Source organism: Nonomuraea indica (assembly GCF_002850745.1).
Classification (GTDB): domain Bacteria; phylum Actinomycetota; class Actinomycetes; order Streptosporangiales; family Streptosporangiaceae; genus Nonomuraea; species Nonomuraea indica.
In genome coordinates this window covers 1-26,966 of sequence record NZ_KZ559479.1, presented here as the reverse complement: position 1 = coordinate 26,966, position 26,966 = coordinate 1, and the positions used below count along the sequence as shown (strand labels likewise).

Annotated in this window: 24 protein-coding genes and 1 pseudogene; 13 read left to right on the top strand and 12 right to left on the bottom strand. The window is 71.5% G+C overall.

What is annotated here, in order from left to right; all coding sequences use genetic code 11:
- Positions 1 to 6: 6 nt before the first annotated feature.
- The 4 genes from CXR44_RS29165 to CXR44_RS29150 form a co-directional block, all read right to left on the bottom strand.
- Positions 7 to 777: a cytochrome c oxidase assembly protein gene (locus tag CXR44_RS29165; RefSeq protein WP_101789350.1), complete on the bottom strand. Its 771-nt coding sequence runs from the start codon at positions 775 to 777 to the stop codon at positions 7 to 9.
- The gene (locus CXR44_RS29160; protein WP_101789349.1) at positions 774 to 1,379 is read right to left on the bottom strand and encodes a DUF2243 domain-containing protein; all 606 of its coding nucleotides are present in this window, start codon (positions 1,377 to 1,379) and stop codon (positions 774 to 776) included. The genes CXR44_RS29165 and CXR44_RS29160 overlap by 4 nt, the downstream gene beginning before the upstream one ends.
- 142 nt (positions 1,380 to 1,521) lie before the next feature.
- Positions 1,522 to 3,060, bottom strand: coding sequence for a hypothetical protein (locus CXR44_RS29155; protein ID WP_101789348.1), 1,539 nt, complete (start codon positions 3,058 to 3,060; stop codon positions 1,522 to 1,524).
- Positions 3,061 to 3,458: 398 nt separating this feature from the next.
- On the bottom strand, positions 3,459 to 3,893 hold the full coding sequence (locus tag CXR44_RS29150; RefSeq protein WP_101789347.1) for a hypothetical protein: 435 nt from the start codon (positions 3,891 to 3,893) through the stop codon (positions 3,459 to 3,461).
- A 297-nt stretch (positions 3,894 to 4,190) separates the two neighbouring features.
- On the opposite strand from CXR44_RS29150, the gene CXR44_RS29145 reads away from it, so the two are divergent.
- Positions 4,191 to 4,895: a hypothetical protein gene (locus CXR44_RS29145; RefSeq protein WP_219602028.1), complete on the top strand. Its 705-nt coding sequence runs from the start codon at positions 4,191 to 4,193 to the stop codon at positions 4,893 to 4,895.
- A 175-nt stretch (positions 4,896 to 5,070) separates the two neighbouring features.
- Here the strand turns inward: CXR44_RS29145 and CXR44_RS29140 are convergent, their stop codons facing one another.
- From CXR44_RS29140 to CXR44_RS29130, 3 genes are all read right to left on the bottom strand, one after another.
- Complete coding sequence (locus CXR44_RS29140) at positions 5,071 to 7,797, bottom strand: helix-turn-helix transcriptional regulator (RefSeq protein WP_219602027.1); 2,727 nt, start codon at positions 7,795 to 7,797, stop codon at positions 5,071 to 5,073.
- A gap of 439 nt (positions 7,798 to 8,236) precedes the next feature.
- Entirely contained in the window at positions 8,237 to 8,641 is a 405-nt protein-coding gene (locus CXR44_RS29135) for a hypothetical protein (RefSeq protein WP_144070126.1), read from the bottom strand.
- 204 nt (positions 8,642 to 8,845) lie between these two features.
- Positions 8,846 to 9,817 carry a helix-turn-helix domain-containing protein gene (locus CXR44_RS29130; protein ID WP_101789344.1) on the bottom strand — a complete coding sequence of 324 codons (972 nt, stop codon included), beginning with the start codon at positions 9,815 to 9,817 and terminating at the stop codon, positions 8,846 to 8,848.
- 292 nt (positions 9,818 to 10,109) lie between these two features.
- Between CXR44_RS29130 and CXR44_RS29125 the strand changes: the two genes are divergently transcribed.
- Both CXR44_RS29125 and CXR44_RS29120 read left to right on the top strand, forming a co-directional pair.
- Positions 10,110 to 11,219, top strand: a complete 1,110-nt coding sequence (locus CXR44_RS29125) for a hypothetical protein (RefSeq protein WP_101789343.1) — start codon at positions 10,110 to 10,112, stop codon at positions 11,217 to 11,219.
- Between the two features lie 198 nt (positions 11,220 to 11,417).
- Positions 11,418 to 11,945: a hypothetical protein gene (locus CXR44_RS29120; protein WP_101789342.1), complete on the top strand. Its 528-nt coding sequence runs from the start codon at positions 11,418 to 11,420 to the stop codon at positions 11,943 to 11,945.
- Between the two features lie 172 nt (positions 11,946 to 12,117).
- On the opposite strand, the gene CXR44_RS29115 is transcribed toward CXR44_RS29120, so the two are convergent.
- Complete coding sequence (locus CXR44_RS29115; protein ID WP_101789341.1) at positions 12,118 to 12,912, bottom strand: class I SAM-dependent methyltransferase; 795 nt, start codon at positions 12,910 to 12,912, stop codon at positions 12,118 to 12,120.
- A 146-nt stretch (positions 12,913 to 13,058) separates the two neighbouring features.
- Here CXR44_RS29115 and CXR44_RS29110 point away from each other — a divergent pair, with 146 nt between their 5' ends.
- A complete protein-coding gene (locus tag CXR44_RS29110) occupies positions 13,059 to 13,475 on the top strand; it encodes a CBS domain-containing protein (RefSeq protein WP_101789340.1) in 417 nt (138 codons plus the stop codon).
- A gap of 66 nt (positions 13,476 to 13,541) precedes the next feature.
- Here the strand turns inward: CXR44_RS29110 and CXR44_RS29105 are convergent, their stop codons facing one another.
- Positions 13,542 to 14,525 carry a serine hydrolase gene (locus CXR44_RS29105; RefSeq protein WP_180903756.1) on the bottom strand — a complete coding sequence of 328 codons (984 nt, stop codon included), beginning with the start codon at positions 14,523 to 14,525 and terminating at the stop codon, positions 13,542 to 13,544.
- 87 nt (positions 14,526 to 14,612) lie between these two features.
- Between CXR44_RS29105 and CXR44_RS29100 the strand changes: the two genes are divergently transcribed.
- Genes CXR44_RS29100 through ptsP form a run of 8 tightly spaced genes read left to right on the top strand, consistent with a single transcriptional unit; the run spans position 14,613 to position 21,328 of the window.
- Positions 14,613 to 15,374 (top strand): DeoR/GlpR family DNA-binding transcription regulator, encoded by a 762-nt coding sequence (locus CXR44_RS29100; RefSeq protein WP_101789339.1) that lies wholly within the window; start codon positions 14,613 to 14,615, stop codon positions 15,372 to 15,374.
- Complete coding sequence (gene pfkB, locus CXR44_RS29095) at positions 15,371 to 16,453, top strand: 1-phosphofructokinase (protein WP_101789338.1); 1,083 nt, start codon at positions 15,371 to 15,373, stop codon at positions 16,451 to 16,453. The genes CXR44_RS29100 and pfkB overlap by 4 nt, the downstream gene beginning before the upstream one ends.
- A gap of 12 nt (positions 16,454 to 16,465) precedes the next feature.
- Positions 16,466 to 17,665, top strand: coding sequence for a mannitol-specific PTS transporter subunit IIC (gene mtlA / locus CXR44_RS29090; protein ID WP_101789337.1), 1,200 nt, complete (start codon positions 16,466 to 16,468; stop codon positions 17,663 to 17,665).
- A 5-nt stretch (positions 17,666 to 17,670) separates the two neighbouring features.
- The gene (locus tag CXR44_RS29085; protein ID WP_101789336.1) at positions 17,671 to 17,979 is read left to right on the top strand and encodes a PTS sugar transporter subunit IIBC family protein; all 309 of its coding nucleotides are present in this window, start codon (positions 17,671 to 17,673) and stop codon (positions 17,977 to 17,979) included.
- Positions 17,972 to 18,427: a PTS mannitol transporter subunit IIA gene (locus CXR44_RS29080; protein WP_342748607.1), complete on the top strand. Its 456-nt coding sequence runs from the start codon at positions 17,972 to 17,974 to the stop codon at positions 18,425 to 18,427. The genes CXR44_RS29085 and CXR44_RS29080 overlap by 8 nt, the downstream gene beginning before the upstream one ends.
- Positions 18,424 to 19,428 (top strand): zinc-dependent dehydrogenase, encoded by a 1,005-nt coding sequence (locus tag CXR44_RS29075; protein WP_101789335.1) that lies wholly within the window; start codon positions 18,424 to 18,426, stop codon positions 19,426 to 19,428. The genes CXR44_RS29080 and CXR44_RS29075 overlap by 4 nt, the downstream gene beginning before the upstream one ends.
- 12 nt (positions 19,429 to 19,440) lie before the next feature.
- Entirely contained in the window at positions 19,441 to 19,728 is a 288-nt protein-coding gene (locus CXR44_RS29070; protein WP_342748606.1) for an HPr family phosphocarrier protein, read from the top strand.
- Entirely contained in the window at positions 19,721 to 21,328 is a 1,608-nt protein-coding gene (ptsP, locus tag CXR44_RS29065) for a phosphoenolpyruvate--protein phosphotransferase (protein ID WP_101789334.1), read from the top strand. Before CXR44_RS29070 ends, ptsP begins: the two co-directional genes overlap by 8 nt.
- 53 nt (positions 21,329 to 21,381) lie before the next feature.
- Here the strand turns inward: ptsP and CXR44_RS29060 are convergent, their stop codons facing one another.
- On the bottom strand, positions 21,382 to 22,407 hold the full coding sequence (locus tag CXR44_RS29060) for a hypothetical protein (RefSeq protein ID WP_245899524.1): 1,026 nt from the start codon (positions 22,405 to 22,407) through the stop codon (positions 21,382 to 21,384).
- A gap of 131 nt (positions 22,408 to 22,538) precedes the next feature.
- Between CXR44_RS29060 and CXR44_RS29055 the strand changes: the two genes are divergently transcribed.
- Positions 22,539 to 23,012: a MarR family winged helix-turn-helix transcriptional regulator gene (locus CXR44_RS29055; protein ID WP_101789333.1), complete on the top strand. Its 474-nt coding sequence runs from the start codon at positions 22,539 to 22,541 to the stop codon at positions 23,010 to 23,012.
- A 1,823-nt stretch (positions 23,013 to 24,835) separates the two neighbouring features.
- On the opposite strand, the pseudogene CXR44_RS29050 reads toward CXR44_RS29055, so the two are convergent.
- Positions 24,836 to 25,600, bottom strand: a pseudogene (locus CXR44_RS29050) (transposase family protein).
- Between the two features lie 128 nt (positions 25,601 to 25,728).
- On the bottom strand, positions 25,729 to 26,966 hold a 1,238-nt coding region (locus tag CXR44_RS39725), incomplete at its 5' end, for an RHS repeat-associated core domain-containing protein (protein ID WP_180903755.1).

The window sequence follows — 26,966 nt, the reverse complement described above, 5'->3', positions numbered from 1 at the left end:
TGACGATCAGGCGGGCGCCGGCACGGGGCGGCGGCGTCCCACCCGGCGGTACCAGGCGGCGAACAGCCCGACAGCGAGCAGCAGCTCGGCGACGTCACCGCCGTAGTACATGACCTGGGCGGCCTCCTGGAAGCCGGGCACGGTCGCGTACAGGTGCTTGGCCAGCCAGCCGTGCGCGGCGGCCGCCCCGATGAGGACGGCGGCCCGTGTGGGCACCCCCGGCCGGTGCGGCGCCGGGTCGGGCCCGGCGACGGCCCACGTGAACAGGCAGCCGGAGGCCAGGTAGAGGTGGTCCACGAGGTGGTGGAGCGCCGGGTTCGCCAGGCCGGCGGCGTACAGCGGGGTGAGCGTCACCGCGTACAGGCCGCCGACGCTGATCAGGGCCGCGGTGACGGGATGGCTGATGACGTGCACCACGCGGGTGCGCAGCAGCCGGGTCAGGCGGCGGGCCAGACTCCGCGGGGCGACCCGCAGCAGCAGGGTCATCGGCGCAGCCATGATCAGGCCGAGCGGCGCGAACATGCCGAGCAGCAGATGGCGGACCATGTGCCCGACGTCGCCGGGCGGGACGAGCGGTGACAGCGCCAGGCCGAGCAGGACGCAGCCGCTGAGCCACGACGCGGTCCGCCAGGGGCTCCACCGGCGGGTGCGGGCGGCCGGCTCGCCGCCCTCTCTTCCGGCCCGCCGGACCGCCACCAGGTAGACCGTGGCGTGGACGAGCATCGCGAGCAGCGCGGGCAGCCAGGCGGTCCAGCCGGCGTGCTGGCCGGGCGTCATGGCAGCCGCTCCGTCGTCCGGGGGCCGCCGTCCGGCGCGCGGGTGGCTGCCGGCCGCCCCCCTGCCCGTACGGCGAGGGCGATCCCGCAGGCCAGCAGCGCCAGGCCCGCCAGGTTCCAGGCCAGGTCGTAGGGCAGCGGGTCGACGCCGGAGCGGAGCTGGTGGACCCGCAGCACCCTGCGGTCGACGACGCCGTCGAACACCTGGAGCGCCCCCGCTCCGGCCAGGAACCCGCCCCAGGCCGCCCGCGCCACCAGCGCGGCCCGGCGGCGCAAGTCGGCGAGCCAGAAGCAGCCACCCACGACGGCCACCAGCTCGGCGGCGCGCAGCAGCCCGTCCGACAGCAGCCCGACACGCGGCGTGGCGCGGTCGTAGAAGTGGTGCCAGCCCAGCAGCCGGTGGAAGACCAGCTCGTCCACGGCGGCCATGACGCCGATCCCGATGAGCAGCGCCGACAGCACCGACCCCCGGAGCGGCCCTCGTGCCGTCTCCTGCGGCGCCCCCGCCGTCTCCTGCCGCGTCGTCTCCTGCCGCGTCGTCTCCTGCCGCGTCCGTGCCGTCTCCTGCCGGGTCGCGCGCCGCGGCTCGGCCCCGGCGGTCATGACCGGACTCCTGTGGCGTGGGGCGGGATCGGCGCGCCGGAGCGCCGGGCGTACAGCAGCCGGGCGGACAGCGGCGCAGGCTCCTGCCAAGGTGCGTGTTTCGGCATGTCACCCCTCCTGTGCTCGGATCACGTGGACGTGCTCAGGGCGCGATGCGGGCCTTCCACCGGCCGGGCAGGTCGAGGGGCCGCCACTGGCGCGCGTACGGCGGCAGCGGCACCCGGGTGTGCACGATGACGACCTGGGCGCCCCGGTCGGCGGCGGCGCGGACCCGGTCGGGCGGACGCCGGGCGAAGCGCTGGGTGACGCCCTGGGAGTCGCAGCCGAGCAGGTAGCCCAGCTGCACACCCGACTGACCGTAGACGAGGCAGGGCGGGCGCACCCCGGCCGCGCGCAGCGCGTTCGCGGCCAGCTCCATCCGCTCCCGGTCGCGGTACGTGCCGGCCGCCATCCGGTACGCGTACGTGCCCTGGAGCGCCAGGTGGGCCAGCACGCCGGTGACCAGCAGCGCGCTGACGGGCGCCCGCCACCGGCCGGCCGGCCGCGGTCCCGTGACGGCCCGCGCGACGGGCAGCGACAGCAGCGCGTACGCCGGCATCAGGAAGCGCGGAGCGGCGTAGCCGACGTAGAACAGGTAGGGCAGCGCGGTCGCGACACCGGTGACGGCGGCCAGCAGCAGCGGGCCGGACCCGCCGGAGCGTCGGGCCGTCCACAGGCCGAGCAGCGTCATCAGCGGGATGGCGAGCCCCCACGCGAGCGCCACCGGCGAGACCTCCCCGCACCTGACCCCGAACCTGCACAGCGAGGGCCCATCGAGTGCTCTGGCGTGCTCCACCAGCGAGACGGTCCAGCCGGTCAGGTTGGCCTGTCCGGCGCCGCGCATCCGGGCCGCGACGCCGCCGTACGCCTGCGCGGCCTCGGCGAGCCACTGGCCCCATCCGACGGCCAGACCGGCCGCGACGGCCGCGAGCGGGACGAGCGCGCGACGCCGGAGCGCGATCAGCGCGGCGACCGCGAGCGGGACGGCCAGGACGAGCGCGTCCGAGGGCCGCATGAGCGAGACGACGGCCAGCACGGCCGCCAGCGCGACGGCCGGCCCCCACTGCCGCCACCGGTCCGCCCCGCTGGTCCGTCCCCAGTCCAGCCTGGTCCCCGGGTCCCACCCCCGCCCCGTGCGGGCGGCGGAGGCGCGCACCGCCCGGACGGCCAGGACCAGCAGGCCGGTGGCGGCGACGCCGCCGAGGGCGACGTACAGGTTGGGCATGGCCTCGTTGCCGTAGAACAGCGACAGCCAGCACCCGGCGAACAGCAGCGCGGCCAGCGGCGCCGACCGGTCGGCGCGCACCCGGGTCCAGACGAGGAACGCGCCGAACAGGGCCAGCGACGAGACCGCCGTCAGGTACAGGCGCAGCACGAGGACCGAGTCGGTCACCGCCACCACCGGCGCGACCAGCAGCGACGTCCCCCGGGCGCGCGGCGCGCTGAAGGGAGCGGGCGGGGCGTGCGCGGCGTACTGGCTGGCGTAGATGGCCTCGTCCCAGCCGATGCCCATCCGCGGCGAGACCAGGACGAGCTGGGCCGCCGCGTACAGCACGCCGACCAGCGCGAGCAGCGCGACCGGCGACGGCGACGGCCGCCCCGAGCGGGCGGCCGCCGGCACGCGCGGGCGGGTGACCGTCATGGCTGACTCCGAAGGTAGGCGACGAGGGCACGTGTACCCGACCCCTGTGGCCCGAACGCTCACCCAACCGACCCATTGCCCGCTTTGTCCTGATTTGTCCCTATCGCTGACCGGGTGTTTCGTCACGATTTGCCCCACTTCGGGTGTAAATCGTGGAGGCCGGTCGCGGTGTGGGGGCCGCTCTGGCTGGTCCTGCTCAGCGTGATGACCGAGGGCGCCGCGCTGCTCTCCTTCGGGCTGGTGCGGAAGTAGGTCGGCATCTCAAACCCGTCGTACCAACGACCTGCACGGTGCCCCTGGTCGCCTGGGCCCCTCTCCTCGCCGCCTGGTCCTGTCCTACCAGCGCCGCACGGCCGGCCCGCATCCATCATCGCCACCGTCTTGCTCGGCCGGGCGAGTCAGTGAGCACGGTGGGACCGCCACGCGCGCGCACCGACGGCAACCAGGGCCGCGACCAGCCCGGTGCCGAGCCCGATCGACATGGCGATCCCGCTCGTGTACGCGCGGAACGCGAACTCGTGCCAGCCGGCACCGAACCGCTCCGCGAACTCGACGGCGTCCGCAGGCGGGCTCTGCCCGTACCCCGCCGCGGCATTCCACAGGACCTGGTGGGCCACCGCCAGCGAGAGCCCGTAGAGGATCCCGAGTACGAGGAAGTCCGCGAACGGCCGGCGGCTCTCACGAACCGTCGCCACCAGCAGCCACGCCGCGAACGGCGTGAGCGCCAGCACGTAGTAGAGCGGTCCGCTCTCCGGCGGGACCAGGTCCAGATCCGCCAGGACGGTGCGCGGCAGGCCGAGTGCCACCAGCAGGAGCAGCAGCCTGGTCGGCATGTCCGTCGCCGGAAAGCGACCAGATCCGACCACGGGATCCGGTCTTGCCGTGTCGTTGGCTTGATTCATGCTCCGGATCCTGCGCAGGTGCCCCGAGGCGAACATCGGCCAGGTGGCCCATGTTCACGACACCGCGCCCCGTCCGCCGGGACCCTGGCAACGTGACGTGAGGGCTCGGCGAGTACGGAGCGGCTTGGCGCGTATGCACGACTGGCCACCTGGCCGATGTACCACGCTGCGCCCGTTCCCAGGATTGAGAGCAAGGGAGCGTCCAGCCATACCGACGAGGAGCCGTCCATGATCGTGCCGATCGGGTCCGCCGGCGAAGCCACCCGCCGCACCGGCACCAGCGGCCCTCATCCTGCTCGGTCGGTTGCTGTGCACGGTGCGGGCGATCAGCGCCGGTGTGAGCCTGACCCATCGGATGCGCCGGGGGCCGCAGTGACCTCTCAGACCCCGGAGCGCCGGTCGGCACCGGCTGCCGCATCCCGTTGGCGGCTCCCCAGGAGCTGGCGGCGCGCCACGCTCGTACTCCACGTCATCTCCGCAGGCGCCTGGATCGGGATCGACGTGATCGTGGCCGTGCTGGTGCTCACCGGCTGGTTCGGCGCTGAGGTGAACGTGCGAAGCCTGGCGTACCGGGCACTGGCGGAGTTCGTGGTCCGGCCGATGCTGGGATCCGGCCTCGCGTGTCTGGCGACGGGCGTCGTGCTGGGCGTAGGCACCGCCTGGGGACTGGTCCGCTACTGGTGGGTCGCCGTGAAACTGGCACTCAACCTGGCCCTGTGCATCCTCATCGTCGTCCTGCTTGTGCCGGGCATGGACGCGGTCGGCGCATACGGCGAACACCTGCTGACCGGCACACCGTCGTCCACGCAGGTGGGGAGACTGTTCTTCCCGCCGGCCGTGTCCCTCTCCGTGCTCACCTTCGCCACGGTCCTGGCGGTCTGCAAACCCTGGGGTCGCCTGCGTCGCAGCACTGCCCGCCGGGACGATCGCTGAAACGGGAGGATCGTTGACATGGAGCCCGCGCCGCAGACCACCGCGGTCGCCCATGGAGTCCTCTCGGCACCCGCCCGCCGGTGGCGCGTACCCCGGCGGGGGCCGGCGGCCTCGGTGAGCAGGCCGCCGTGATCGTCTCGGGTGTCGCCTCGGCCCGGTCGCCGGGCCAGGGCGATCAGCTGCGGGAATCGGTGTGGGAGCTCGCGTATGCCGCGAGCTCGGTCCGGTTCGCCACTCCGAGTTTCTGGTAGATCCGGCTGAGATGACTCTTGACCGTGGACCGGCTCATGAACAGCCGGCCGGCCACCGCTGGGTTGCTGAGGCCGGCGCAGACCAGGACGACCACCTCACGCTCGGCCGGTGACAGACTCTCCCAACCGGCGCTGGGGCGGTCGCGGCTGCCTCGGCCGCGTCGCGCGAGTTCCACGGCGTCCGCGAGCGTGAGGTCCCGACCTGCTGCCCGGTGCCCGTCGAAGTCCGCGCCGAGCCTGTCGCGAAGCTCGGCGACCAGAGCGGCGGCAGCCGCCGTGTCGACGGGCGGCCGTGGGTATCCCATCCGCTCGCGGGCCGTCTCGCACGCACCCAGGAGCCGGGCCGCCCTCGCCCGGTGGACGTCCTCGCCCGCGTCGAGCTCCGCCAGCGCTTCGAGCGAGTCGACCAAGCAGGTGAGCAGCCCATTGTCGTGTCGCAGCGCCAGCGACCGGTGCAGCAGGTCGCGGGCCCGTCCCCGGTCGGCCGGCGCGGCCAGCCTGCCCAGCTCGTCCAGCAGCTGGGCGAGCTCGTACGGGGTCCGCAGCCGCTCGGCAAGCTCGACACCCTCCTTCGCGGTCGTCTCGGCGGTCTCCAGCCGGGCCAGCCGTCGCAGCGCTCCCACCAGGCCCGGCAGGCAGCGAAGCCCGATCCACTCGATCGACCCGTCGGCGCGTCGCCGGACGCCGCGCTCGAACGTGCGGACCGCCGCCTCGAGTTCGCCGGACCACAGGTGCACGAGACCGTCCGCGACCATGAATCCGACCACGTCGGCGTCCTCGGTCTCGACGACCGACCTCACCACGGGGTCGATCAGCTCGCGAGCACGGTCCAGATCGCCGGACAGCCCTATCGCGTGGGCGGCGTTGACGGTGTTGGTGCCGACGGCGAAATAGTCCCGCAGCGGCCGCGCGAGGTTGACCGCCTCGTCCGCGACGGCCACCGCGGCCCGGACGTCGCCGGTGTGCATGTTCGTGAAGATCTCGATCCCACGAGCGAAGGCGGCGCAGAAGCGGTCACCACGCACCACGCTGCCGGCGTAGGCCCGGCGGGCCACCTTCCGGGCCTCATCGTTCAGGCCCCGTGTCTGGAGGCTGTATCCCTCGATCACCAGCGACCAGTCCCGGGAGAACGGGTCGCCCGCCCGCTCGCCCTCGTGGTGGGCCTCCCGGGCCAGGCGCTGGGTCTCCTCGAAGTCACGGAAGAAGGCCCGGAAACAGCGCATCGTGAGAGACCGCGCGCGGGAGACCTGGTCCGGGGCCGGGTCGTCGCGAACCTCGCCCACCGCGTCATCGAGGAGGTCACCGCGCCCGCTGACCATGGCCAGTGCGGCCTGCCCGGCCAGCAGGCGGTGGCGGACCGCGCGGTCCTCGACGGAACGGAGGGCGAGGTCAAGGAACTGGTGCCCCTCGGTGGACAGACCGCGCAGGAACCAGTAGCGCCCCAGTGCGGCGACCAGCCTGCAGGCCTTCGCCCGTCGCGCGGGTCCGCCCGCGAATCCCCAACGCAGCGCCTTGACCAGGTTGTCGTGATGACCGTCGAGCACCGGTCGCCAGGTGTCCTGGTCGAGGTCCAGTCCCGGCTCGGCCTCCTCCGCCAGGCGCAGGAAGTGGTCGAGATGCCGGCCCAGGATGGTGTCCTCCTCCCCGGCCGCCCGCAGCTCCCGCTCGGCGTACTGCTGGATGGTGTCCAGGAGGCGGTACCTGACCTGCCCGGTCACCTCCCGTACGGTGACCAGCGACTTGTCGAGGAGCCGGCCGAGCGGCCGAAGCCAGTCGACGGGCAGCGCAGCTTCCCGATCGGGACCGTCGGCGAGATCGTGCACCGGGTCGCCGGGGCCGGCGCACACGGCGGCCACGGCGTCGATGTCGAACGTACCGGCGAACGCCGCGAGGCGGCGGAACAGCGCCTGATCGCGGGGGTCGAGCAACGCGTGGCTCCAGCCGATCGAGGCACTGAGCGTCCGATGCCGCGCGACGCCCCCTCGAGGTCCGCCGGTGAGCAGCCGGATCGAGTCCTCGAGCCCGGATGCGATCTGGGCTGGTACGAGCGCCCTGACCCAGGCCGCCGCCAGTTCGATGCCGAGTGGGAGCCGGTCGACCCTCGTGCACACCGCATTCACGTCGGCCTCGACCCCGTGCAGGTCGAAGCCCGGAGCGACCAGCATCGCGCGCTCGGCGAAGAGCTGCCGGGCCTCGGCGGCATCGAGGACGGGAACCCGCCACACCGTCTCGCCCTCGACGCCGAGGGGTTCCCGCGTGGTGGCCAGGACAGTGAGCCGGGGGCACGAGCGCAACAGCCGATCGGTCAGCTCGGCCACCGGTGCCAGCAGATGCTCGCACGTGTCGAGCAACAGCAGCGTCTCGCGGTGAGCCAACTGGCCGGCCAGACCGGCGAGCTGGTCGCTGCCCGGCTCCAACAGGAGGTCGAGGGTCGAGGCCACGAGCCGCCTCAGCTGATCCGGCTCCTTGACCGCCGACAGGTCCACCACCCAGGGGCCGTCGGCGCCGGACGCGGCCAGGCTCTCGGCGACCCGAAGCGCCAGCCTCGTCTTGCCACACCCGCCGACCCCGGTCAGCGACAGCAGGCGCCGCGAGGACAGCAGGGTGAGCAGCTTGGCGACCTCCTCACGCCGGCCGACGAACGAGGTCAAGCTCACCGGTACGTTATGGTCCCCGCGCGTCGCGGGTGCAACGCCTGCAGCCATGTCGCCCCACTCGACTGGTTCGGGCCTCACGCGCCGGCCGCCGCGGGCGGGCGATGACCCGGACGGATGCCCTGGGCTCGGTCCGGTCCGGGCGGCCCATACGGTCGTCCAGCCCTTTGCCTCCCGCGATCCGCTCCCACGGGCTGGGTCACTGTCCACGGGGTGCTCGCCCCTGCGCGTAATCCAGACAACGCCGTATGTCACCAGACGTCGCGTCATCGACGCATCTGTTAGGGCTTCCTCATGTCCGGCCGGCTCGGCTGTGGGATCTCGCCCCGGTGCTCTCCCGGCATCAGTACGCGAAGCCTCTCGTGTTCCAGCAGCGCGGTACAGCAGCGGGGGGCGGCCACCGAGGCAGCCGCCTCCCGCGCGTTGGTTCTCGGCGTCACATCCTGTCGCAGGGAAGGCCCCAGCTCGAATAGCCGCCACCGGGCTCGTGGTACCAGAGTTCGGCGCAGATGTTGGTGCCCTCGGGCACCGGCCAGGGGTTGTTGAACGTCAGCGCGACGCCGGCGTAGGTGTAGGTGCCGCTGTTGGTGTCGCGCCCCGGGCTCCAGACATGGATGTGGTAGGAGCCGTTGGGTCCGCAGCGGCTCTGGTGCTGGAGTTTGATCCTGCCGTCCTGGGCCCAGAGCCCCAGGCACCTGCTGATCCCGGCCACCTTCTGCGCATCGGTGACTGCGGCGGAAGCAGGTGATGCTCCCACCGTCGTGGTGACCGTGAAAGCGGTCGCCATCGTCAGGAAGGCGCCCAGGAGGCGGGCCTTCCTGAACTTCCCTGTTGTTGCCATGAAAGTCTCTCCCTTGCTCATGGGGGTTTCCGTGACGGTGCTGCCTGCTTCGGATGACGGAGTCGTGCGGTCGATTCACGAGTCCGTCCCCCGCGTGACGTGCTCGGAGGCTTCGGCCTCCTTGACCCCGCCAAGGCAAAATGATGCTCGCTGCGGCTGGGGCTGTCGTTGCGGCTGCGTGCACGGGTGTTTAGTCCGCGGGCACTATCTCGTGCACTGCTCGCGGAACTCGCGTGGCGAAAGCCCGTAGGCTCTGCGGAACGCCTGGCTGAAATGCGCCGGGCTGGTGAACCCCCACCGGGCCGCGATCGCGTTGATCGGGTATCCGGCCAGATGCGGCTCGGCGAGATCGCGGCGGCACTGCTTCAGGCGGCGTTCGCGGATCCAGCCGGCCACGGTGTGTCCTTCGGCGTGGAACAGCTTGTTCAGGTACCGCAGGGAGATGTGGTGTGCCGCGGCGATCGCGGCCGGAGTCAGCTCCGCTTCGCCCAGGTTCGCTTGGACGAAGGCGTAGATCTGGGCGAGCAGCGCGCGTCGCCGGCTGCCCGGCGGCACGGCGCTCCGGGCGTCCAGCGCGCCGGCCAGCGCGGCGGTCAGGACGTCGAGGGTCAGGGGGGAGACCCGCGTCGCCTCGGCCGGGCTGAACTCCTCCAGATGCCGGGCCAGTTGCAGCAGGAACTGCGAGGCCAGCGCGGCCATGCCCCGGGCACCCCGGATCGGCACCGCGTTGAGCTCCCGCAGGCCCCGCTCGGGCAGCGGCAGCAAGGACCGCGGGAACTGCAGCGACAGCACCTGCCCGTCCGCGGAACCGCTCGACTCGAAGGTGGTCAGATAGGGCTGCGAACTGTTGCGAAGCATCAGGTCCCCGACCCGCAGCTCCGCCTGCCGACCGGCTTGTTCTCCGATGGCGTGACCCCGGACGGTGCACGTCACGAAGAAGGTCTCGGGGTCGGAGCGGCGGATCAGACGAGGCGTACGCCGGATCGTCAGCGACGGCGCGGTCAGCAAGGTCGCCTGCACCAGGCCGAGGCCGCTGAGAGCGACGTGAGCCTGGAACGCGCTCTCCAGACGTGGTTCGCAGTGCGCGTCCAGCGGCATCCACATCTTCGAGCTCATCTCGCGCCAGAAGGCGAACCGCTCTTGCGTCGGGACCTCGGCGAAGCTGACCACGTCCATGGCTTCTCCACATCGAAGTATCGCTCCGGGGGGCCGCCCCAGCATCACCCCACCACGTTCCGCACACAACCCGCCCGGCCCCGACGCCCGCCACCGCACGACCGATTCCCGTCCGCGACCAGACAGGCATGGCACGGACGACGAGTTCGCCGGTCTGATCGTCAACGACTTCGCCCCTGGTCGTCTGGGCCCCTCTCCTCGCCGCCCTGGTCCTGTCCTGCCGGCGCCGCACGGCCGGCCCGCACCGTGCCGGTCGTTAGTGCGTTGTGCCGATTGTTGACAGGATGGGACCGTGGGCACCTACGACGACGACACGCTCCCGCTCCAGCCGCCGATCCGCCTGCCCTCGCGGGCCGACCTGGCGGCCGCCGTGCGAGCCACCCCGCTGGCGGCACTGCTCCTGAACCCGCCGGGGTCCGGGCTGCGGGAGGAGGCCGCGCAGGCCAGTGGGTCGCAGGAGGCGGCCGTACCGGGGCCCGGGACTCGGGAGGAGGCCGTGCCGGGGGTCGGGGCCGACGCGCTGGCAGGTCTGCGGGACGGGCCCGCCGGGCCGGACGCGATCGGGGCGCTGCGCGACGGCACCGCCGACGACGTGCTGCGCGTGTGGACGGACGTGCGCCGCCACCTGTTCGGCCGCGACCAGGCCGTCTTCCTGCAGGTCGTCCGCCTCTTCCTCGGCCGGGAGCCGGTGGGCGACGTCCCGGCCGCGCTCTCGTCCCTCGGCCTCGCGCGGCAGCGGGACGAGGGCTCCCCCGGCTCGTACGCCCTGACCCCCCTCGGGCTCTGGACGGCGCGCGAGATGATCGCCGAGGCCACGGGACAGGAGATCCCCGTCATGGGCTCGTTCGCCGGCCGGGACGCGGCGGCCCTCCTGCACGGCCTGCGCTCCTACCGCGAGGCCGAGCGGATCGAGGAGCTGACCGGCTGGCTCGTCGGCAGGGACCGGGCCAAGGCCGCCGAGGAGATCGGCGCCGCGCTGGCCGAGGTGAGCCCGCTGGCCCGGGCCATCGGGGTCGAGCTGCTCGCCCTGGACCTCGGCGACGACGGCAGGCTGGTGCTCGACCGGCTGCTCGGCGTGCGGAAGCTGGGCGCGGTGGTCGCCGCCCGGATGGGGCGCGACGAGCAGCGGCCGTCGCCCGAGGAGATCGCCTGGGTGTTCGTGGACATGGCGGCGGCGCTGCTGGAGTTCGGCGGGGAGACGGACGAGGTCATCCAGTCCATGGCCATGGGGATGGAGCCGGAGCAGCAGGCGAGCACCATCGCGCTGCTCGCGCTCGGCGATCATCCGTGGAGCGAGCGGGTGCTGCACGTGATCATCGAGCGGCACCCGGACGAGCAGGTCGCCGCCGCCGCCCGCAAGGCCCTGCGCCGCCTGCGCAGCCTCGCCTCCCTGCGGGAGTGAGGGGGTCAGGGCGTGGAGACCCCACCGTGGACGCCGGACGCGCGAGGGCTGGGCGCGGCGAGGGCAGGGCACGGGCGGCGTGAGCCAGGCCCGGCGCGGGCCGGACGCAGCGAGGGCCGGGCGCGGCGCGGCGAGGGCCGGGCGCGGCGCGGCGAGGGCCGGGCGCGGTGCGACGACGCCGGAGGTAGAGTCGGCCCGGTGACGAACCACACGATCACTCCGCCGTCCGCCGCCATCCTGGGCGACGTCCACACCTGCGTCTGCGGTGCCCGGCTGGACAGCCGCATGGCCGCCGAGCTGCACGCCGCCGAGACGGGGCAGTGCACCGTGTGTCTCGGGTCGGCGGAGGAGCAGGTGGCGCCGGGCCTCGACCGCGGCTGCACGGCGTGCGCGGCGACCGGACGGCGACGCGAGCAGATCATCTGGCAGCTCGCCCACGCCGAGGCCGAGCAGGTCATCACGCCGGCCACGGTGCGGGGGGTGGTGGCGGAGTTCGACGGGCCGTTCCACCTGTCCCAGATCGCCGACGCGGTGCGCGACGGGCTCGGCCTGCCGCCGGGCCGCCTCCCGGTGGGGCCGCGGGTCCGCGACCTGCTGCTGGACATGCAGGCCGCCGGTGAGATCGCCATGCTGTCGGCCCCCGACGAGCTGCTCGACGGCGCCGACGTGGTGCTCTACCGCGACCCGCAGTGGCAGCGCGCCGGCACCCTCGACCCGGGCCTCTGACCCCGGCTCCGTCCCGTACGCGGTCGTGGACCAGCGGGACCGGTGAGATCACCGGAACCGCGCGCCCGCCGCCCGGTCAGACATCCGAACTCCGCGTCCGCCGCCCCGGCTCGAAACGCCGCGGCCACGGGCCCGGTCAAGGCGCTCGGAAACCCGCGCCCGCCGCCCCGGATCACACGCGGCAGAGGATCTCGCCGTGGGTGATCGACAGCCAGCCGTCCTCGGCCGCCGCCCACTCCCGCCACCCCTCCGACATGCGCCGCAGGTCCTCCTCCGTGGCGGCGCCGCGATCCAGCGCCTGCCGGGCCATCTCCGAGCGCAGCACGCGCTCTGCCCACATGCCGCCCCACCAGGCCCGGTCCTCGGGCGTGGCGAAGCACCAGACCGACGCTGAACACGTCACGTCGTCGAGGCCGGCGGCGCGGGCCCAGGACAGCAGCCGCCGTCCGGCGTCGGGCTCGCCACCGTTGCCGCGGGCCACCCGCTGGTAGAGGGCCATCCAGTCGTCCAGCGCGGGCAGCCGCGGGTACCAGGCGAAGGCCGCGTAGTCGCTGTCACGGGCCGCGACGATGCCGCCGGGCCTGGTCACCCGTCGCATCTCGCGCAGCGCGGCCACCGGGTCGCCCACGTGCTGGAGCACCTGGTGGGCGTGCACGACGCAGAAGGCGCCGTCGGCGAAGTCCAGCGCCTGGGCGTCGGCGACCGCGAAGTCCACGTTGTCCAGCCCCCTGGCCGCCACCTCGGCCCGCGCCAGCTCCAGCGCCTCGGGGGTGACCTCCGAGGCGGTCACGTGCCGAACCCTGGTCGCCAGGTCGGCGGTGATGGTGCCGGGGCCGCTGCCCACGTCGAGCACGGTCATGTGCGGCAGGAGGTGCGGCAGCAGGTAGGCGGCGGAGTTGGCGGCCGTACGCCACCGGTGCGAGCGCAGCACCGACTCGTGGTGCCCATGGGTGTAGACCGCGTCCATCGCAACTCCTTCGTCCTCGTCCGTACACCCGCACCCTATCGACATCTCACAATAAGAGAAGTTTCGTCTCATGATACGGACAGGTGAAGGGCGTGGAAAGGCGGGTAGGGGACGCCCGGCCGAACCGATACGAGGAGGAGAGCCCCATGGCCAGCACAGTGGCGGACATCATGACGGCCCACCCGGCGGCGGTCGAGGCGGACCAGCCGGTCGCGGTGGCCGCCGCGCTCATGCGCGACAACGACGCCGGCGCCGTCATCGTCAACGACAACGGCCGGGTCAGCGGCATCGTGACCGACCGCGACATCACCATCCGGCTGGTCGCCGACGAGAAGGGCCCCGACACGCCGGTACGCGAGGCGTGCACGGGCGAGGTGGAGGCGGTCGGCCCCGACACCAGCGTCGAGCAGGCCGTACAGATCATGCGCAGGCTCGCGGTGCGCCGCCTGCCCGTGGTGGAGGACGGCCGGGCCGTCGGGATCGTGAGCCTCGGCGACCTCGCCATGGAACGCGACCCCGACTCCGCGCTCGGCGACATCTCCGCCGCGGCGGGCGACCGCTGACCCGCCGACGCGCACACCGATCGGCCGCCGCGCCGGCCCCGTCCGGCACGGCGGCCCGGGCGCCCGCTAGGGCAGCCCTCGATAGAGTTCCCCGGTGAGCCGCGTGATGCGCCGTACGGAGTCGTTCCACGTACCGGCGGCCGGATGCGCGGTCAGCACCGCGATGACGTAGCGGTCCCCCTTGCCCGCCAGGCCCGTGGAGTGCAGGACGGGACGCCCGTAGTCGGGCACACCCGACCCGGCCGCCCGCCGCGCCACCGCGGAGACCGACCCGCCCGTGGTCCCGCCCGGGCTCACGGGTGCCGCCGTACGATCCGCCGTCGTGCCCTCCGCCACCGTGCGATCCGCCGCCGTGCCGCCCGCCGCCGAGCCGGCGCAGCGCGTGGGCGGCACCGTGCCGAACCCCGACCAGCCCTGCTTGACCGCCCACGGCCGGGGCACCCCGCCCGGGATGCCGAAGTACTGGGGGAAGCCGTCGTTGCCGCACGGCGTCGCCCGGCGCAGGTGGCCGAGGATCGTGTCGCGCACCCGCGGCTCGGCCGTGTCGAGCAGGTAGCGGTAGGTGCGCACGACGTCGTACGCGCTGAGCGAGGTGTAGCCCCAGAACCCCGGGTGCGAGGCCGGAGGCGGGGCGGTGTCGGCCAGGCCGAGCCTGCGCGCGGTCCGCGTGACGATCGCCCCCCGGCCCGAGCGGGACCACAGCGTGGTGGCCGCCGCGTCGTCGCTGGAGCGCAGCATCTCCCCGAGCAGCCTGGCGTCGGCCGCCGGGACGGTCTTGCGCCGTTCCAGGTAGTCGATGGCGATGAGGATCTTCACCACGGAGGCGGAGCGGTACCTCCGGTGCGCGTTCCGCGCCGCGACGATCTTCCCGGCAGAGCCGGCCCGCCGGTCGAACACCACCCATGCCGCCGTGGTCCCGGCCGGCACGCGCGGCGGCCCGGCGGAGGCCTGCCCGACCCGCATCGGTAAGGCGTCGGCCGGAGAGCCGTACAGGCATCCGGCGGCGAGGGGGACGGCTGCGGCCACGACGGCCCACGGCTTGTTCTGCATGGGACATACCTATCAGCCCTTGACGTACCCACATAAGCGGATATAAACACAGATGAAACCAAACCGAAACGGCGGTGAACCAACATCATGTACGCCGAGGAGCGGCAGCAGGAGATCCTCCGCAGGGCGCGGGCGGCCGGGCGGGTCGACGTCGTGACGCTGGCCGACGATCTCGAGGTGACCACCGAGACGATCCGCCGCGACCTCACCGCCCTGGAGCGGGCCGGCGTGCTGCGCCGGGTGCACGGCGGGGCCATTCCCGTGGAACGGCTGGGGTTCGAGCCGGCGCTTGCCGCCCGCGACGAGGTGATGACCGGGGAGAAGGAGCGCATCGCCAAGGCGGCGCTCGCCGAGCTGCCCGACGACGGCTCGGTCATCATCGACGCGGGCACCACGACGGGCCGCCTCGTGCAGGTGCTGCCCGCCGACCGGGAGCTGACCGTCGTGGTCAACTCGCCGCCGCTGGCCATCGCGCTCGCCTCCCGGGCCAACCTCCACGTGATCCTGCTCGGCGGCCGGCTGCGCGGGCGCACGCTGGCCACCGTGGACGACTGGGCGTTGCAGCCCCTGTCACAGCTGCACGTGGACGTGGCGTTCATGGCGACGAACGGCTGCTCCGTCGCCAAGGGCCTGACCACACCCGATCCGGCGGAGGCGGCGATCAAACGCGCCATGGTGCGGGCCGCGCAGCGCAGCGTGCTGCTGGCCGACCACACGAAGTTCACCAACACGTACCTGTCGAGGTTCGCCGAGCTGAGCGAGATCGACGTGGTGATCACCGATTCGGGCGTGGACCCGGCCCTGGCCGCCGACCTCGCGGCGGCCGGCCCCGAGGTGGTCCGGGCATGATCCTCACCCTCACCCTGAACCCCAGCCTCGACCGCACCATCGAGATCGCCGAGCTGGCGAGGGGCGCCGTGATCCGGGCCGCCGCCGCGCGCCTCGACCCCGGCGGCAAGGGAGTGAACGTCTCCCGCGCGCTGCTGGCCAACGACGTCGCCTCGCGGGCCGTCGTGCCGTTCGGCGGCGACGAGGGGCGACAGCTCGTCCGCCTGCTCGCCGGCGAGGGGCTCGACATGGTCACCGTGCCCGTCTCAGGCACGACCCGGTCGAACGTCACGCTGGCCGAGCCCGACGGCACCATCACCAAGATCAACGAGCCGGGCACGGCGCTGTCGGCCGGCGAGCTGGACACGATCGCCGAGGCGGTGCTGGCCGCCGCGCACGAGGCCGACTGGGTCGTGGCCTCGGGCAGCCTGCCGCCTGAGGTGCCCGCCGACGTCTACGCCCGGTTGTGCCGGCGCTTCGCCGGGGCGGGCATCCACGTCGCGGTCGACACCAGCGGTCCCGCCCTGGTCGCCGCCCTGTCGGCGAGGCCCGCCCTGGTCAAGCCGAACGCCGACGAGCTGGCCGCCGCCACCGGCATGCCGATCCGCACGGTCGGCGACGCGGTCGCGGCCGCGCTCCGGCTGCGCGAGGCGGGCGCCCGTACCGTGCTGGCCAGCCTCGGCGCCGACGGCGCCGTCCTCGTCGAGGACGGCGGCATCCGGTACGGCGAGGCGTCGGTCGCCGAGCGGCGCAGCTCGGTCGGCGCGGGCGACGCCATGCTGGCCGGGTTCCTCGCGGGCGGCGCGAGCGGCGAGACCGCCCTCGTCGAGGCGCTGGCCTGGGGGGCGGCGGCGGTCGGGCTGCCCGGCAGCCGCATGCCGGGTCCGGCCGACATCCGCCGCGACGGCGTCCGCACCGGCCCGCCCGACCCCTCCCGCCTCCTCACCTCCGTCCCTTCGGCACACCGGTCCGCCCCGGGCGCCCCGGCCGGCGTCGACGGCCGGGCCGTCTCCTCCGCCGAGCCCGTTCACCCCTCCACGGCTCCCTCCGGCACCACTCCCCTGCCCGAACCACCCACTCCGGAGCCTGCGCATCCCTGAAGGAGCACGTCCATGGCCGACACCTACACACCCCCGGTCTACGGCACCGGGGTCAAGGCCACGATCCAGCGGCTCGGCGGCCACCTGGCCGGCATGATCATGCCGAACATCGGCGCGTTCATCGCCTGGGGCCTGATCACCGCCCTGTTCATCCCGACCGGCTGGCTGCCGAACGAGCAGCTCGCCAAGATGGTCGGCCCGATCATCACCACCCTGCTCCCCGTCCTCATCGCCTACACCGGCGGCCGGATGGTCCACGGCCAGCGGGGCGCGGTGGTGGGCGCGGTGGCCGTCATGGGCGTCATCGTGGGGTCGGACATCCCGATGTTCCTGGGCGCCATGGTCATCGGCCCCCTGACGGCCCTGATCCTGAAGTACGTCGACAGGTTCACGGAGCAGCGGACCAAGGCCGGCTTCGAGATGCTCGTGGACAACTTCACGGCCGGCATCGTCGGCGGCGCGATGGCCGTGGTCGGCATGTGGGGCATCGGCCCGGTCGTCAGGGCGATCACCGACACCGCGGGCGACGCCGTCGGCTGGCTCATCAACCACAGCCTGCTGCCGCTCGCGTCGGTGCTCATCGAACCCGCCAAGGTGCTGTTCCTCAACAACGCCATCAACCACGGCGTGCTCGGGCCGCTGGGCGTGGCCGAGGCGCTCAAGGACGGCAAGTCGATCCTGTTCATGCTGGAGTCGAACCCCGGTCCCGGCCTGGGCCTGCTGCTCGCCTACCTGATGTTCGGGCCGCGCCAGCTCCGTCCCAGCACGCCGCCCGCGATGATCATCCACTTCTTCGGCGGCATCCACGAGATCTACTTCCCGTACGTGCTGATGAAGCCGCGGCTCATCCTGGCCGTCATCGCGGGCGGCGCGGCCGGCGTGTTCACCTTCATGGTCACCGGCGCCGGACTGGTGGCGACGCCGTCGCCGGGCAGCATCTTCGCCTATCTGGCGGTGACCCCCAAGGGCGGCTGGTTCGGCGTGATCCTCGGGATCGTCGTCGCGACGGCCGTGACGTTCGCCGTGGCCGCCGTCCTGCTCGGCTTCGGCCGCGGCGAGACGAAGGAGCCCACCGTCGAGCCCACCGCCGTCACGGAGCCGTCCGCGGCGCCCGTGGCGCATGACCACGACCCCGACCCCGAGCCCGAGCAGGACGACCGCGAGCAGGACGACCGCGAGACCCGGGCCCGATCCGCTTCCAAGGAGGCTTGACCCAGATGGCCGGAATCGACAGCAAGGACATCCGCAAGATCATCGTGGCCTGCGACGCGGGCATGGGCAGCAGCGTGATGCTGGCCACCCAGCTCCGCAAGCAGCTCCGGGACACCGGCGTCACCGTCGAGCACACCCCGGTGAACTCCATCCCGGCCGACGCCGACGTGGTGCTCTGCCACGCCGGGCTGGCCGCCCGAGCCCAGGCCGCCGCGCCCGGCAAGCTGCTGGTGCCGTTCCAGATCTTCCTCGGCGACCCGGCCGTGACCCGGCTCGTCGACGCGATCAAGAAGGGCGGCACGGTCGATGCCTGACCAGCCGGCGGACGCCCCGGCCATGCGGCCGGACCTGCTCGACCCGCGCGCCGTGCTGCTGCACGAGAGCGCCGCCGACCGCGCCGAGGCGATCCGCCGCTGCGGGCGCGTCCTGGTGGAGGTGGGAGCGGTCGCGGAGTCGTACGTCGACGCCATGCTGGAGCGCGAGAACTCGATCTCCACCTACGTCGGCGAGGGCGTGGCCATCCCGCACGGCACCGCCGCCGCCAAGGAGGTCGTCCGGCGTGACGCCATCTGCGTCGTGCGCTTCCCCGGCGGCGTCGACTGGGACGGCGAGCGGGTGACGCTGTGCGTCGGCATCGCCGCCAAGGGCGACGGTCACGTGCCGCTGCTGGCCGCCCTCGCCGACATCCTGCTCGACCCCGAACGCGCCAGGACCCTGCGCGAGGCGACAGAGGTCCACCAAGTGATCAAGGAGCTGACGTGAAGGTCGCCCGATTCCACGCCCCCGGCGACATCCGCGTGGAGGACGCCCCGGAGCCGGTCGCCGGCCCCGGCGAGCTGAAGATCCGGGTCCGCAACTGCTCGACGTGCGGCACCGACGCGAAGATCTTCAAGTTCGGCCACCACCACATCCGCCCGCCGCGGGTGATGGGCCACGAGATCGCCGGCGAGGTGGTCGACACCGGCGAACGCGTCCAGGTGATCGCCGCCATCCCGTGCGGCTCCTGCGCGGAGTGCCGGCGCGGCCGGCTGACCGTGTGCCCGAACCAGGAGTCGATGGGCTACCACTACGACGGCGGCTTCGCCGAGTACATGGTCGTCCCGGCCAAGGTGCTCGCGGTCAACGGGGTCAACGCCGTCCCGGACGGCGTCGGGTTCGCCGAGGCGTCGGTGGCCGAACCGCTCGCCTGCGTCCTCAACGGCCAGTCGCTGGCGGGTGTCGGCCCGGGCGACGACGTCGTCGTGATGGGCGCGGGCCCGATCGGCTGCCTGCACGTACGGCTGGCGCGGGCCCGCGGCGCGGCGCGGGTCTTCCTGGTGGACGTCAACGCCGACCGGCTGGCGATGGCGGCCGAGCTCGTCACGCCGGACGCCGTCATCGACTCCGACCCGGTCGAGCAGGTGCTCAAGCTCACCGGCGGCCGGGGCGCCGACGTGGTGATCACCGCGGCGGCCTCGGGCGCCGCGCAGGAGCAGGCCGTGCGGATGGCGGCCAGGCAGGGGCGGATCAGCTTCTTCGGCGGGCTGCCCAAGGACGACCCGATCATCCGGCTGGACTCCAACCTGGTGCACTACCGCGAGCTGACCGTCGTCGGCGCGAACGGCTCCAGCCCCGCGCACAACGCCGAGGCCCTCCGCCTGATCGCGGACGGCCGGGTGCCGGTGGCGGACCTCATCACCCACCGGCTGCCGCTGCCCCAGGTGCTCGACGGGATCGACCTCGTCAGCCGGGGCGCGGCCATCAAGGTCACCATCGAGCCCTGAGGAGGCTTCGTCATGGGTCTGCACCACCGCACGGTGACCGTGGCCTCGGCCGCCGGCCTGCACGCCCGTCCCGCCAAGCTGTTCGTCCAGGAGGCGGTGCGCCTCGGCGTGCCGGTGCGGATCAGGGCCGGCGAGCGGACCGTCCCGGCCACCAGCATGCTCGGGGTGCTGTCGCTGGGCGCCTCACAGGGTACGGAGGTGACACTGGAGTCGGACGCGCCCGGCGCGGAGGACGCGCTGGACGCCCTGGCCGCACTGCTCGCACGTGACCTCGACGCGGAGGAGACCCTTGATGCCTGACCCGGCCCGCCCGCCCCGGCAGCGTCTGAGCGGCCTGGGCGTCAGCCCGGGCCGTTCGGCCGGCCCGCTCGTCCGCATGGCCGGCCCGCCCGAGCTGCCCGCGGCCCGGCCGGCGGCCGACCCGGCCGCGGAGATCGCGACGATCGCCAAGGCGCTGGAGGCGGTCGCGGCCGACCTGCGGCGCCGCGCCGCGGACACCGCCGACGCCACCGCCGCGGAGGTGCTCGACGCGCTGGCCATGATGGCCGAGGACCCGATGCTGCGCGAGGACGCCGAACGGCACGCGCGCGAGGGCCGCGACGCGCCCCACGCCCTCGACGCGGCGTTCGCCGGGCATCGCGAGACGCTCGCGGCGCTCGGCGGTTACCTGGCCGAGCGGGCCGCCGACCTGGACGACCTCAGGCACCGGGCGGTGGCCGCCGCCCTGGGCCTGCCGATGCCGGGCGTCCCCTCCCCCGGTCACCCGTACGTGCTCGTCGCCGAGGACCTGTCACCCGCCGACACGGCGGGACTCGGCCCGGAGGTGCTGGCGCTGGTGACGGAGCGGGGCGGCCCGACCAGCCACACCGCGATCCTGGCGCGCAGCCGGGGCCTGCCCGCGGTCGTCGCCTGCCGGGGCGTCCTCGACGTGCCGGACGGCACGGTCGTGTCGGTGGACGGCCGCACCGGCGACGTCACCGTCGGGCTGACGCGGGAGGACGCGGCGGACGTCATCGAGGGCGACCGCCGCGAGCGGGCCCGGCTCGCCGGCGGCGGGGGCCCCGGCCGGACCGCCGACGGCCACCCGGTGAAGCTGCTGCTCAACATCGGCTCGGCCGCCGACCTCGGGCCGGACGCCGCCGACGCCGAGGGCGTGGGACTGTTCCGCACCGAGTTCCTCTATCTCGACCGGCGGCAGCCGCCGTCGTTCGACGAGCAGGTGGCGGCCTACGCGGAGGTGTTCGCCCGGGCCTCGCTCGTCGTGGTGCGGACGCTCGACGCGGGCACCGACAAGCCCCTTCCCTTCCTGGGGCTCCCGCCGGAGCCGAACCCGGCGCTCGGCGTCCGCGGCCTGCGGGTGGACCGGGTGCTGCCGGGCGTCCTCGACACGCAGCTCGACGCCATCGCCGCGGCGGCGCGCGACACGGGCGCCACCCCGTGGGTGATGGCCCCCATGGTCACCACCGTCGCCGAGGCCACCGACTTCGCCCGCCGTGCCCGCGCCCGCGGTCTCACCCAGGTCGGCGCCATGATCGAGGTCCCGGCCGCCGCCCTGCAGGCCGAGGAACTGCTGGCGGAGCTCGACTTCCTCAGCATCGGCACCAACGACCTCAGCCAGTACACCTTCGCCGCCGACCGCCAGCACCCCGGCCTGGCCGACCTGCTGGACCCGCGCCAGCCGGCGCTGCTCAAGCTCATCGCCCTGTGCGCGGAGGCCGGCCACGCGCTGGGCAAGCCGGTCGGCGTGTGCGGCGAGGCGGCCGGCGACCCGCTGCTGGCGCCCCTGCTGGTGGGCCTGGGCGTGACGAGCCTGTCCATGGCCCCGATCTGCGTCCCGGCCGTACGGGACGAGCTGTCCCGCCACACCCTGGAGGAGTGCCGCCGCCTGGCGTCCGGGTGAAGCCACCTCGCGCGCAGCGCCCCCTCCGGTCGCGGCCTGCGCGCGAGCAGGGCTTACCCGGGCACTCGTGTCCGCCGCCCGCGAACGCGGGCCACGGCCCACAGGACCGGCCAGACCAGCAGGGCCAGCACCCCGACCAGGGCGTACTCGATCAGCGGGATCCTCACCACCTCACCGGCGGCGGCCCCCAGCTCGCCCCGTAGCGCGTACACGACCACCACCGCGCCGGCGTAGACGGCGGCGAGCGCCCACCGCACCCCCGCGGACAGCCCCAGCCCGTGCATCTGGGTCACGACGAAGACCCCGAGGAAGCCGAACAGGAACATCGGCCACGCCCCGTCCGGCCCCGACGTCATGACCGCCACCAGCGTGCCGTGCACCGCGACCATGAGCTCCAGGCTGACCGTCCACCAGCGCGCGGTGTGCGCCCGGGTCAGGAACAGGCTGCCCTGCAGCAGCAGGAGGAACATGTAGAAGAAGCCGATGAGGTGGCCGCTGGTCGCCTCCATCGGGTGGTACCAGAAGGTGTAGACGGCCGCCCAGCTGAAGAGGTAGCCGTGGTAGCGGCGGGCGGCGTCGACCACCTGCCGTCCGAGGGGCGCCGGCTTCCCGGCGAACATGCCGCGCCGCCGGTTCTCCATCAGCAGCACGACGACCAGCAGCAGCACCACCGAGCCCTGCGAGCTGAAGATCGACACGTCCTGGGCGAGCCCGTCGTAGAACAGGTGCGTCTGCACCGTGTGCAGCACGATGAACCCGGCGTTGACCGCCAGCGCGACGACGTTCACCGGGTGCAGGCCGGTGGCGTAGCGGCGGACCCGGGTCTGCGCGTAGTAGATCAGCCCCCAGAAGGCCACCTGGTGCGCCGCGTACCCCGCCCAGGCCGACAGCCGCGTCCAGAACGTCGGCTCGGCGAGCTTCCAGTAGTACCAGGAGGCGCCCTGGTCGGGCAGCAGCTCGATCCCGGCCAGCCGCCGGCCCAGCAGCCCCACGAGCCCGGTCAGCAGGGCGCTGGCGGCCACCCCGAGGGCCAGCGTCCGCGCCGGGGTCAACGTCCGTGTCCACGCAAGTCGTTCCATGATGGAACATTTCTAGCATGGAACAATGGACCAGCCCGCCCGTCGGCCCGAGGAAGGACCATGACCCGAGGGCCGAGGCAGGAACGTGACCCGGGACAAGACAGGAACGTGACCCAGGACGAGGGAGGAACGTGACGCAGGACGCCCCGCCACCGAGCGCCTACGAACTGATGGTGGCGATCCGCCGGCTCAACATGGAGAGCGACCGGTTCATCGAACGGTTCGCCGTCCTGCACGGCCTGCACCGCACCGACCTCAACGCCCTGGTGGTCATCCTCGACGCCGCCAACGCCGGCCGCCGCCTCACCCCCGGCCAACTGGGCGCCGCCCTCAACCTCAGCCCACCCGCCACGAGCGCCCTCATCAACCGCCTCGAACAGGTCGGCCACGTCGAACGCCGCCGCAGCACCACGGACCGCCGCAAGCTCGAGATCGCCCTCAACGAACCCGCCGTCCGCCTGGCGGGCCGCTTCTTCGCCCCCCTCGGCCGCCACCTGACCGCCGCCATCGACGAGTTCACCCCGGAGGAACGCAAGGTGATCGCCAGATTCCTGACCCGCACCACCACCGCCACCGCCGCCGCCGTCCAGGAATCAACCACCTGAACACCCACGACCCCACAGCCCCGACGGCACCCTGGCCCCGCAACAGGCACGGCGAAGCATCCGCTGCCCCAGGCTCAGTCCTCACCTTTTCATGGCCAAGGATCCGATTGGACGCATCGGACACCCGCTTGCCGATGCGCTGATCGCTGCAGCAGAGGCCACTGGTACTTGACGAACTGCTGCCTCTCGTGAGCGATCAGCGAGCGCCCATTTCTGCGTCTCCACCGGCAAAGGCTCTGCCCCGGGCCGACACAAGCCTCGAGCTCATAAGCCGACGGTTTTACAGTCCCCTCCCAACACAGTCCCGACCAGGGGTTTCTGTGTATCAACCCCCGGTGCGGGAACGCCTTGGGAACAAGCCGCTACGCCCGTTTCCTGAAGAAGTAGAAGTACATACCGACCTGGTGGGCAACGGGCAGCACAGCCAGCGCCGAAACCGTCATGCTGTGGGACGCGCCCTCGCAGCGCTACAACAATCCGGAGGATAAGAAGCAAGCTCAGAGAGTGTTTGGAGAATACCCTTAACGGTCGAATTCTCAACCGCAGATGTGGCGCTGTTGACGTCGGGCGGGCCTCCTCGAGTAAGGCGAGGGGCCATGCTGGCGATAGCAGCCCAACGGATGATGGCCTCAGAGATCGCAGGGTCGAGTTCGCAGTCACCGGCAAGGCGGCGGCAGGCGCCCATCCAGGCCGGCGTTCTCTCCACGACCTATCTTCGTTAGATGACGTTGAAGGCGCGCTGCTCAGCGAACTCACGCACGATCTCCAGCGTAGTGAGTAGGGTGTCGCGAGCCCAATCCACCAGCTGTCCCGCGAAGCCTCCTTCAGCGGATGCGCCGGATCGGGGTGGTCAGGTACACCGGCAGCACGGCGGTGTTGGCTCCATCGTGGTCCTGCCAGCCTGGCGACCATCACGGCGACCGTTATGGGGGGCTCACCGATCCCGATGTGCTACCCATCATCTCCTCGGCGGAGTGAGCTGCGATAGTAGAAACTGAAGCTTCGTCGCATAACAGGATAATCTGGCGCTGCTGACCTACAGGCGATGATCCATTACTATCCCTTGCCGACCTGACCCTTCAAAGAATCAACTACCTGTTCCCCGCAACCGTACTATCAGCAGGGATTCTCCATATCGCACCTTTTCTCGCGCCGCTTCTATTGTCATTCTCACCTTCTCATCGAAAGGTAGGTGGCCTGGATTCACCACGTCTAGCGTAAGCATAGTGTTTTCCCATCGCGGCGATTTCATCTGCACCCCTGTTGGTCGTATTCTGGCGACCACCTCCCAGCCCTCTGCCGCTAGTTGGCCATGAAAGTCATTCAGAGCTTCACGCGCATCGATAGACGGCGGATCAAATATCAGGTAGTTGTTGATAGCGATACCGCTAGGGTCTGCAAATTCCGTCGTAACTTCGCCAACCACGCGACCTAGCCCGCGGACTTGGCTCACGGCGCCAGGGTCCGCTACCAGCGACACCTTTACCGAAAGAGCAACAAGATGAAGCACTCCATAGACTAGCGCTGAGCCAAGCACAATCACGAGGAGCGCAACTCTTACGAATTTGACACGATTCCTCATAATCTCTTCTCGCCCGCTCTTCGTTGCACAAAAAAAGTCCCCTATTGCGATTCCGCACTTGCAGAGCCCTAAATCCTTCCTTTCGAGAAGGGGAGCTTCCAGCGAGTATTCTAGAACAGAGCACTAGATCGGGACATCAGCCACAATCGGCGATGTCTACCGCAGCATAACAAGCACGGCCTGAAGCTAGGTTAGCCTCCCCCTAACATCCAGCAAGCCCAACTATACTGAGCACTTTTTATCATGGGTAGCGGCCTTCTTCGATGAGTTGCAGGACGAGGATGGCCTGCACGATCGTGGTGGCGCGGTGCGGGCAGCAGCGTCAGGACCTCCCAGGTCTTCAAAGTGCAACGGCGCGTCCCGCAGGCGCGAATGCGAGCGCGCGGTTGACCGAGCACTGATGGCGAGACAGAGGCGGCCGCAACCGATGGCCTTTGAACGGCGTGCGGATGCTGCCGCCCGCACCTTGATATCCCTTATCGGCGAAGGCCTTCATCCCTGCGACCCTCAGCGCGTCGATCAGGCCGGTGACGCGGGACGCGGCCAAGTCATGCGTGGCACCGGACAGCGCCGGTGAGGCCCATACCAGCCGGCCGGCCGGATCGGCCAGAACCTGCACATTCACGCCGTGTCGCCGGCGCTTGCCGGAGTAGTACGGCCGTTCGTCGGCCAGCCGGTCGATCGGGATCAGGGTGCCGTCCAGGATGGCGTAGGCCAGCCGGCCGGCGCGTAAAACAGCGTCATGGACATCGTCGGCGAGCATGGCCAGCAAGTCGGCCGCCTCATGGACGTAGCGCCAGGCGGTGCTGCCGCCGATGGCGAAGCCCGCGGCCAGACGCGCGTAGGTATCGCCATTGCGCAGGTGGGCCAGGACCAGCAGGGCCTGCCGGGACGCATCCAGGCGCCGCCACCGGCAGGGGCGCTCGGCACGCCGGACGCGGAGCAGTTCGGCCAGGCGGATCAGGGTGTGATTGGACAGCGGAATCGCGGCAGAGTAAGACAGCAACGAGGCTCTCCGGTAGAGGCATCGGATCTTGGTCGACTGCTGTCTTACCGAGGCCTCTTCTCATGCCAGCCGGACCCGCCGCCGCGCCTCCTGACCTGCGCAATGAGGTTGGAAAAAAGGCCTCACCATTACGGGTTCCGGATGCCGACAGGGATGCGCGCGCAGCTTTGGCCAGGCTTGACGGTCCTGTCCGCACACCTCCAGTACTCGCGGGCTGCTGCATTTACATCACCATGATGGATCTCGCGCCACCGCTTCTTTACTTCTTGTTCTGTTTTCGGATAATCAAACTTGCCGCCATTGATCCACTCTTGGAAGTCGGCTGGATCTACCGCATACGCGACTGCCGCCTCCCAATCGTTGATATGCCGCGTGGTGCGCCTTCCGTCTTTCGTGTACGTTGTGACTGTGATTTTTGATTTTAATTCCTGCATATAGGCGGCAGCCAGTCGGATCGACAGTGCATCATCGTCCGCCAGTCGGCGCCCTATGGCTTCATTGCTCGCTTTCGCGCCACCCATCTTCCTATAATCTTCCGGGTAATAGGTTTTCAACAGGTGTCTCGCGAGCTGTATCTGGATCTGACCGATTCCGAGCGACGTCGTGCCTTCCCACCCCTGCACACTGCCCCATAGCTTAGCCGCCCATCCCGTATTCGGCTCCAGGTGCATCGTCTCATAGATAAGGAGCGCCGTTAGGGCATGCTTGCTGAGCCCATGCTTTATAGCAGCCTTTTCTATAGTCTCGGCATGGCGCACCAATTTAGAATAGAGGCGATAAAGAGGAGCGCCCTCCTCAGGAATATCCTTTATATTAACAGCTCTTTGATACTTACTCCAACCGTCGAGACCGCCGGCACCGACCCACGCCATTGCGCGCTCCTCATCGGACATGCCAGGGGACCATACTTCGAGATAAGAATTCCTCGTTTTCTCCTTCGCATGCCAGAAGTTTGGCTGATCCACGGGTTCGCCGTTTGGCATGAGCCCTCGTCTCTTGGCCTCCTCGTCTGTGTAGATCCGCAGCCATGAGGTGATGATCACGCCGAAGCAGCCTTGTGCATCACACCCCATGGCACCACCGCCGATCTCGTCTCTAGCACAGGCTTTTCCGATGCACAGGCCGCTTCCGCCACCCCCGCTGATGATCCCAATTCGGGCGTAGGACTCGGCGATTTCTTGGTGGTCTCGACTGAGGTCATATTCTGGCCCGCCGGTTCTGCTGAGGTGGTCGGTGTAGTGGCCGGTGGGGTCGATGCCGGTGAGGGGGGAGGCGTTGGCGTAGGTGTAGCGGTTGGCTTGGACGCTGGGGTTGGGGGTGAGGGTGGCGGTGTCGCGGCTGGTGAAGGTACCGGTGCCGGGCTGGT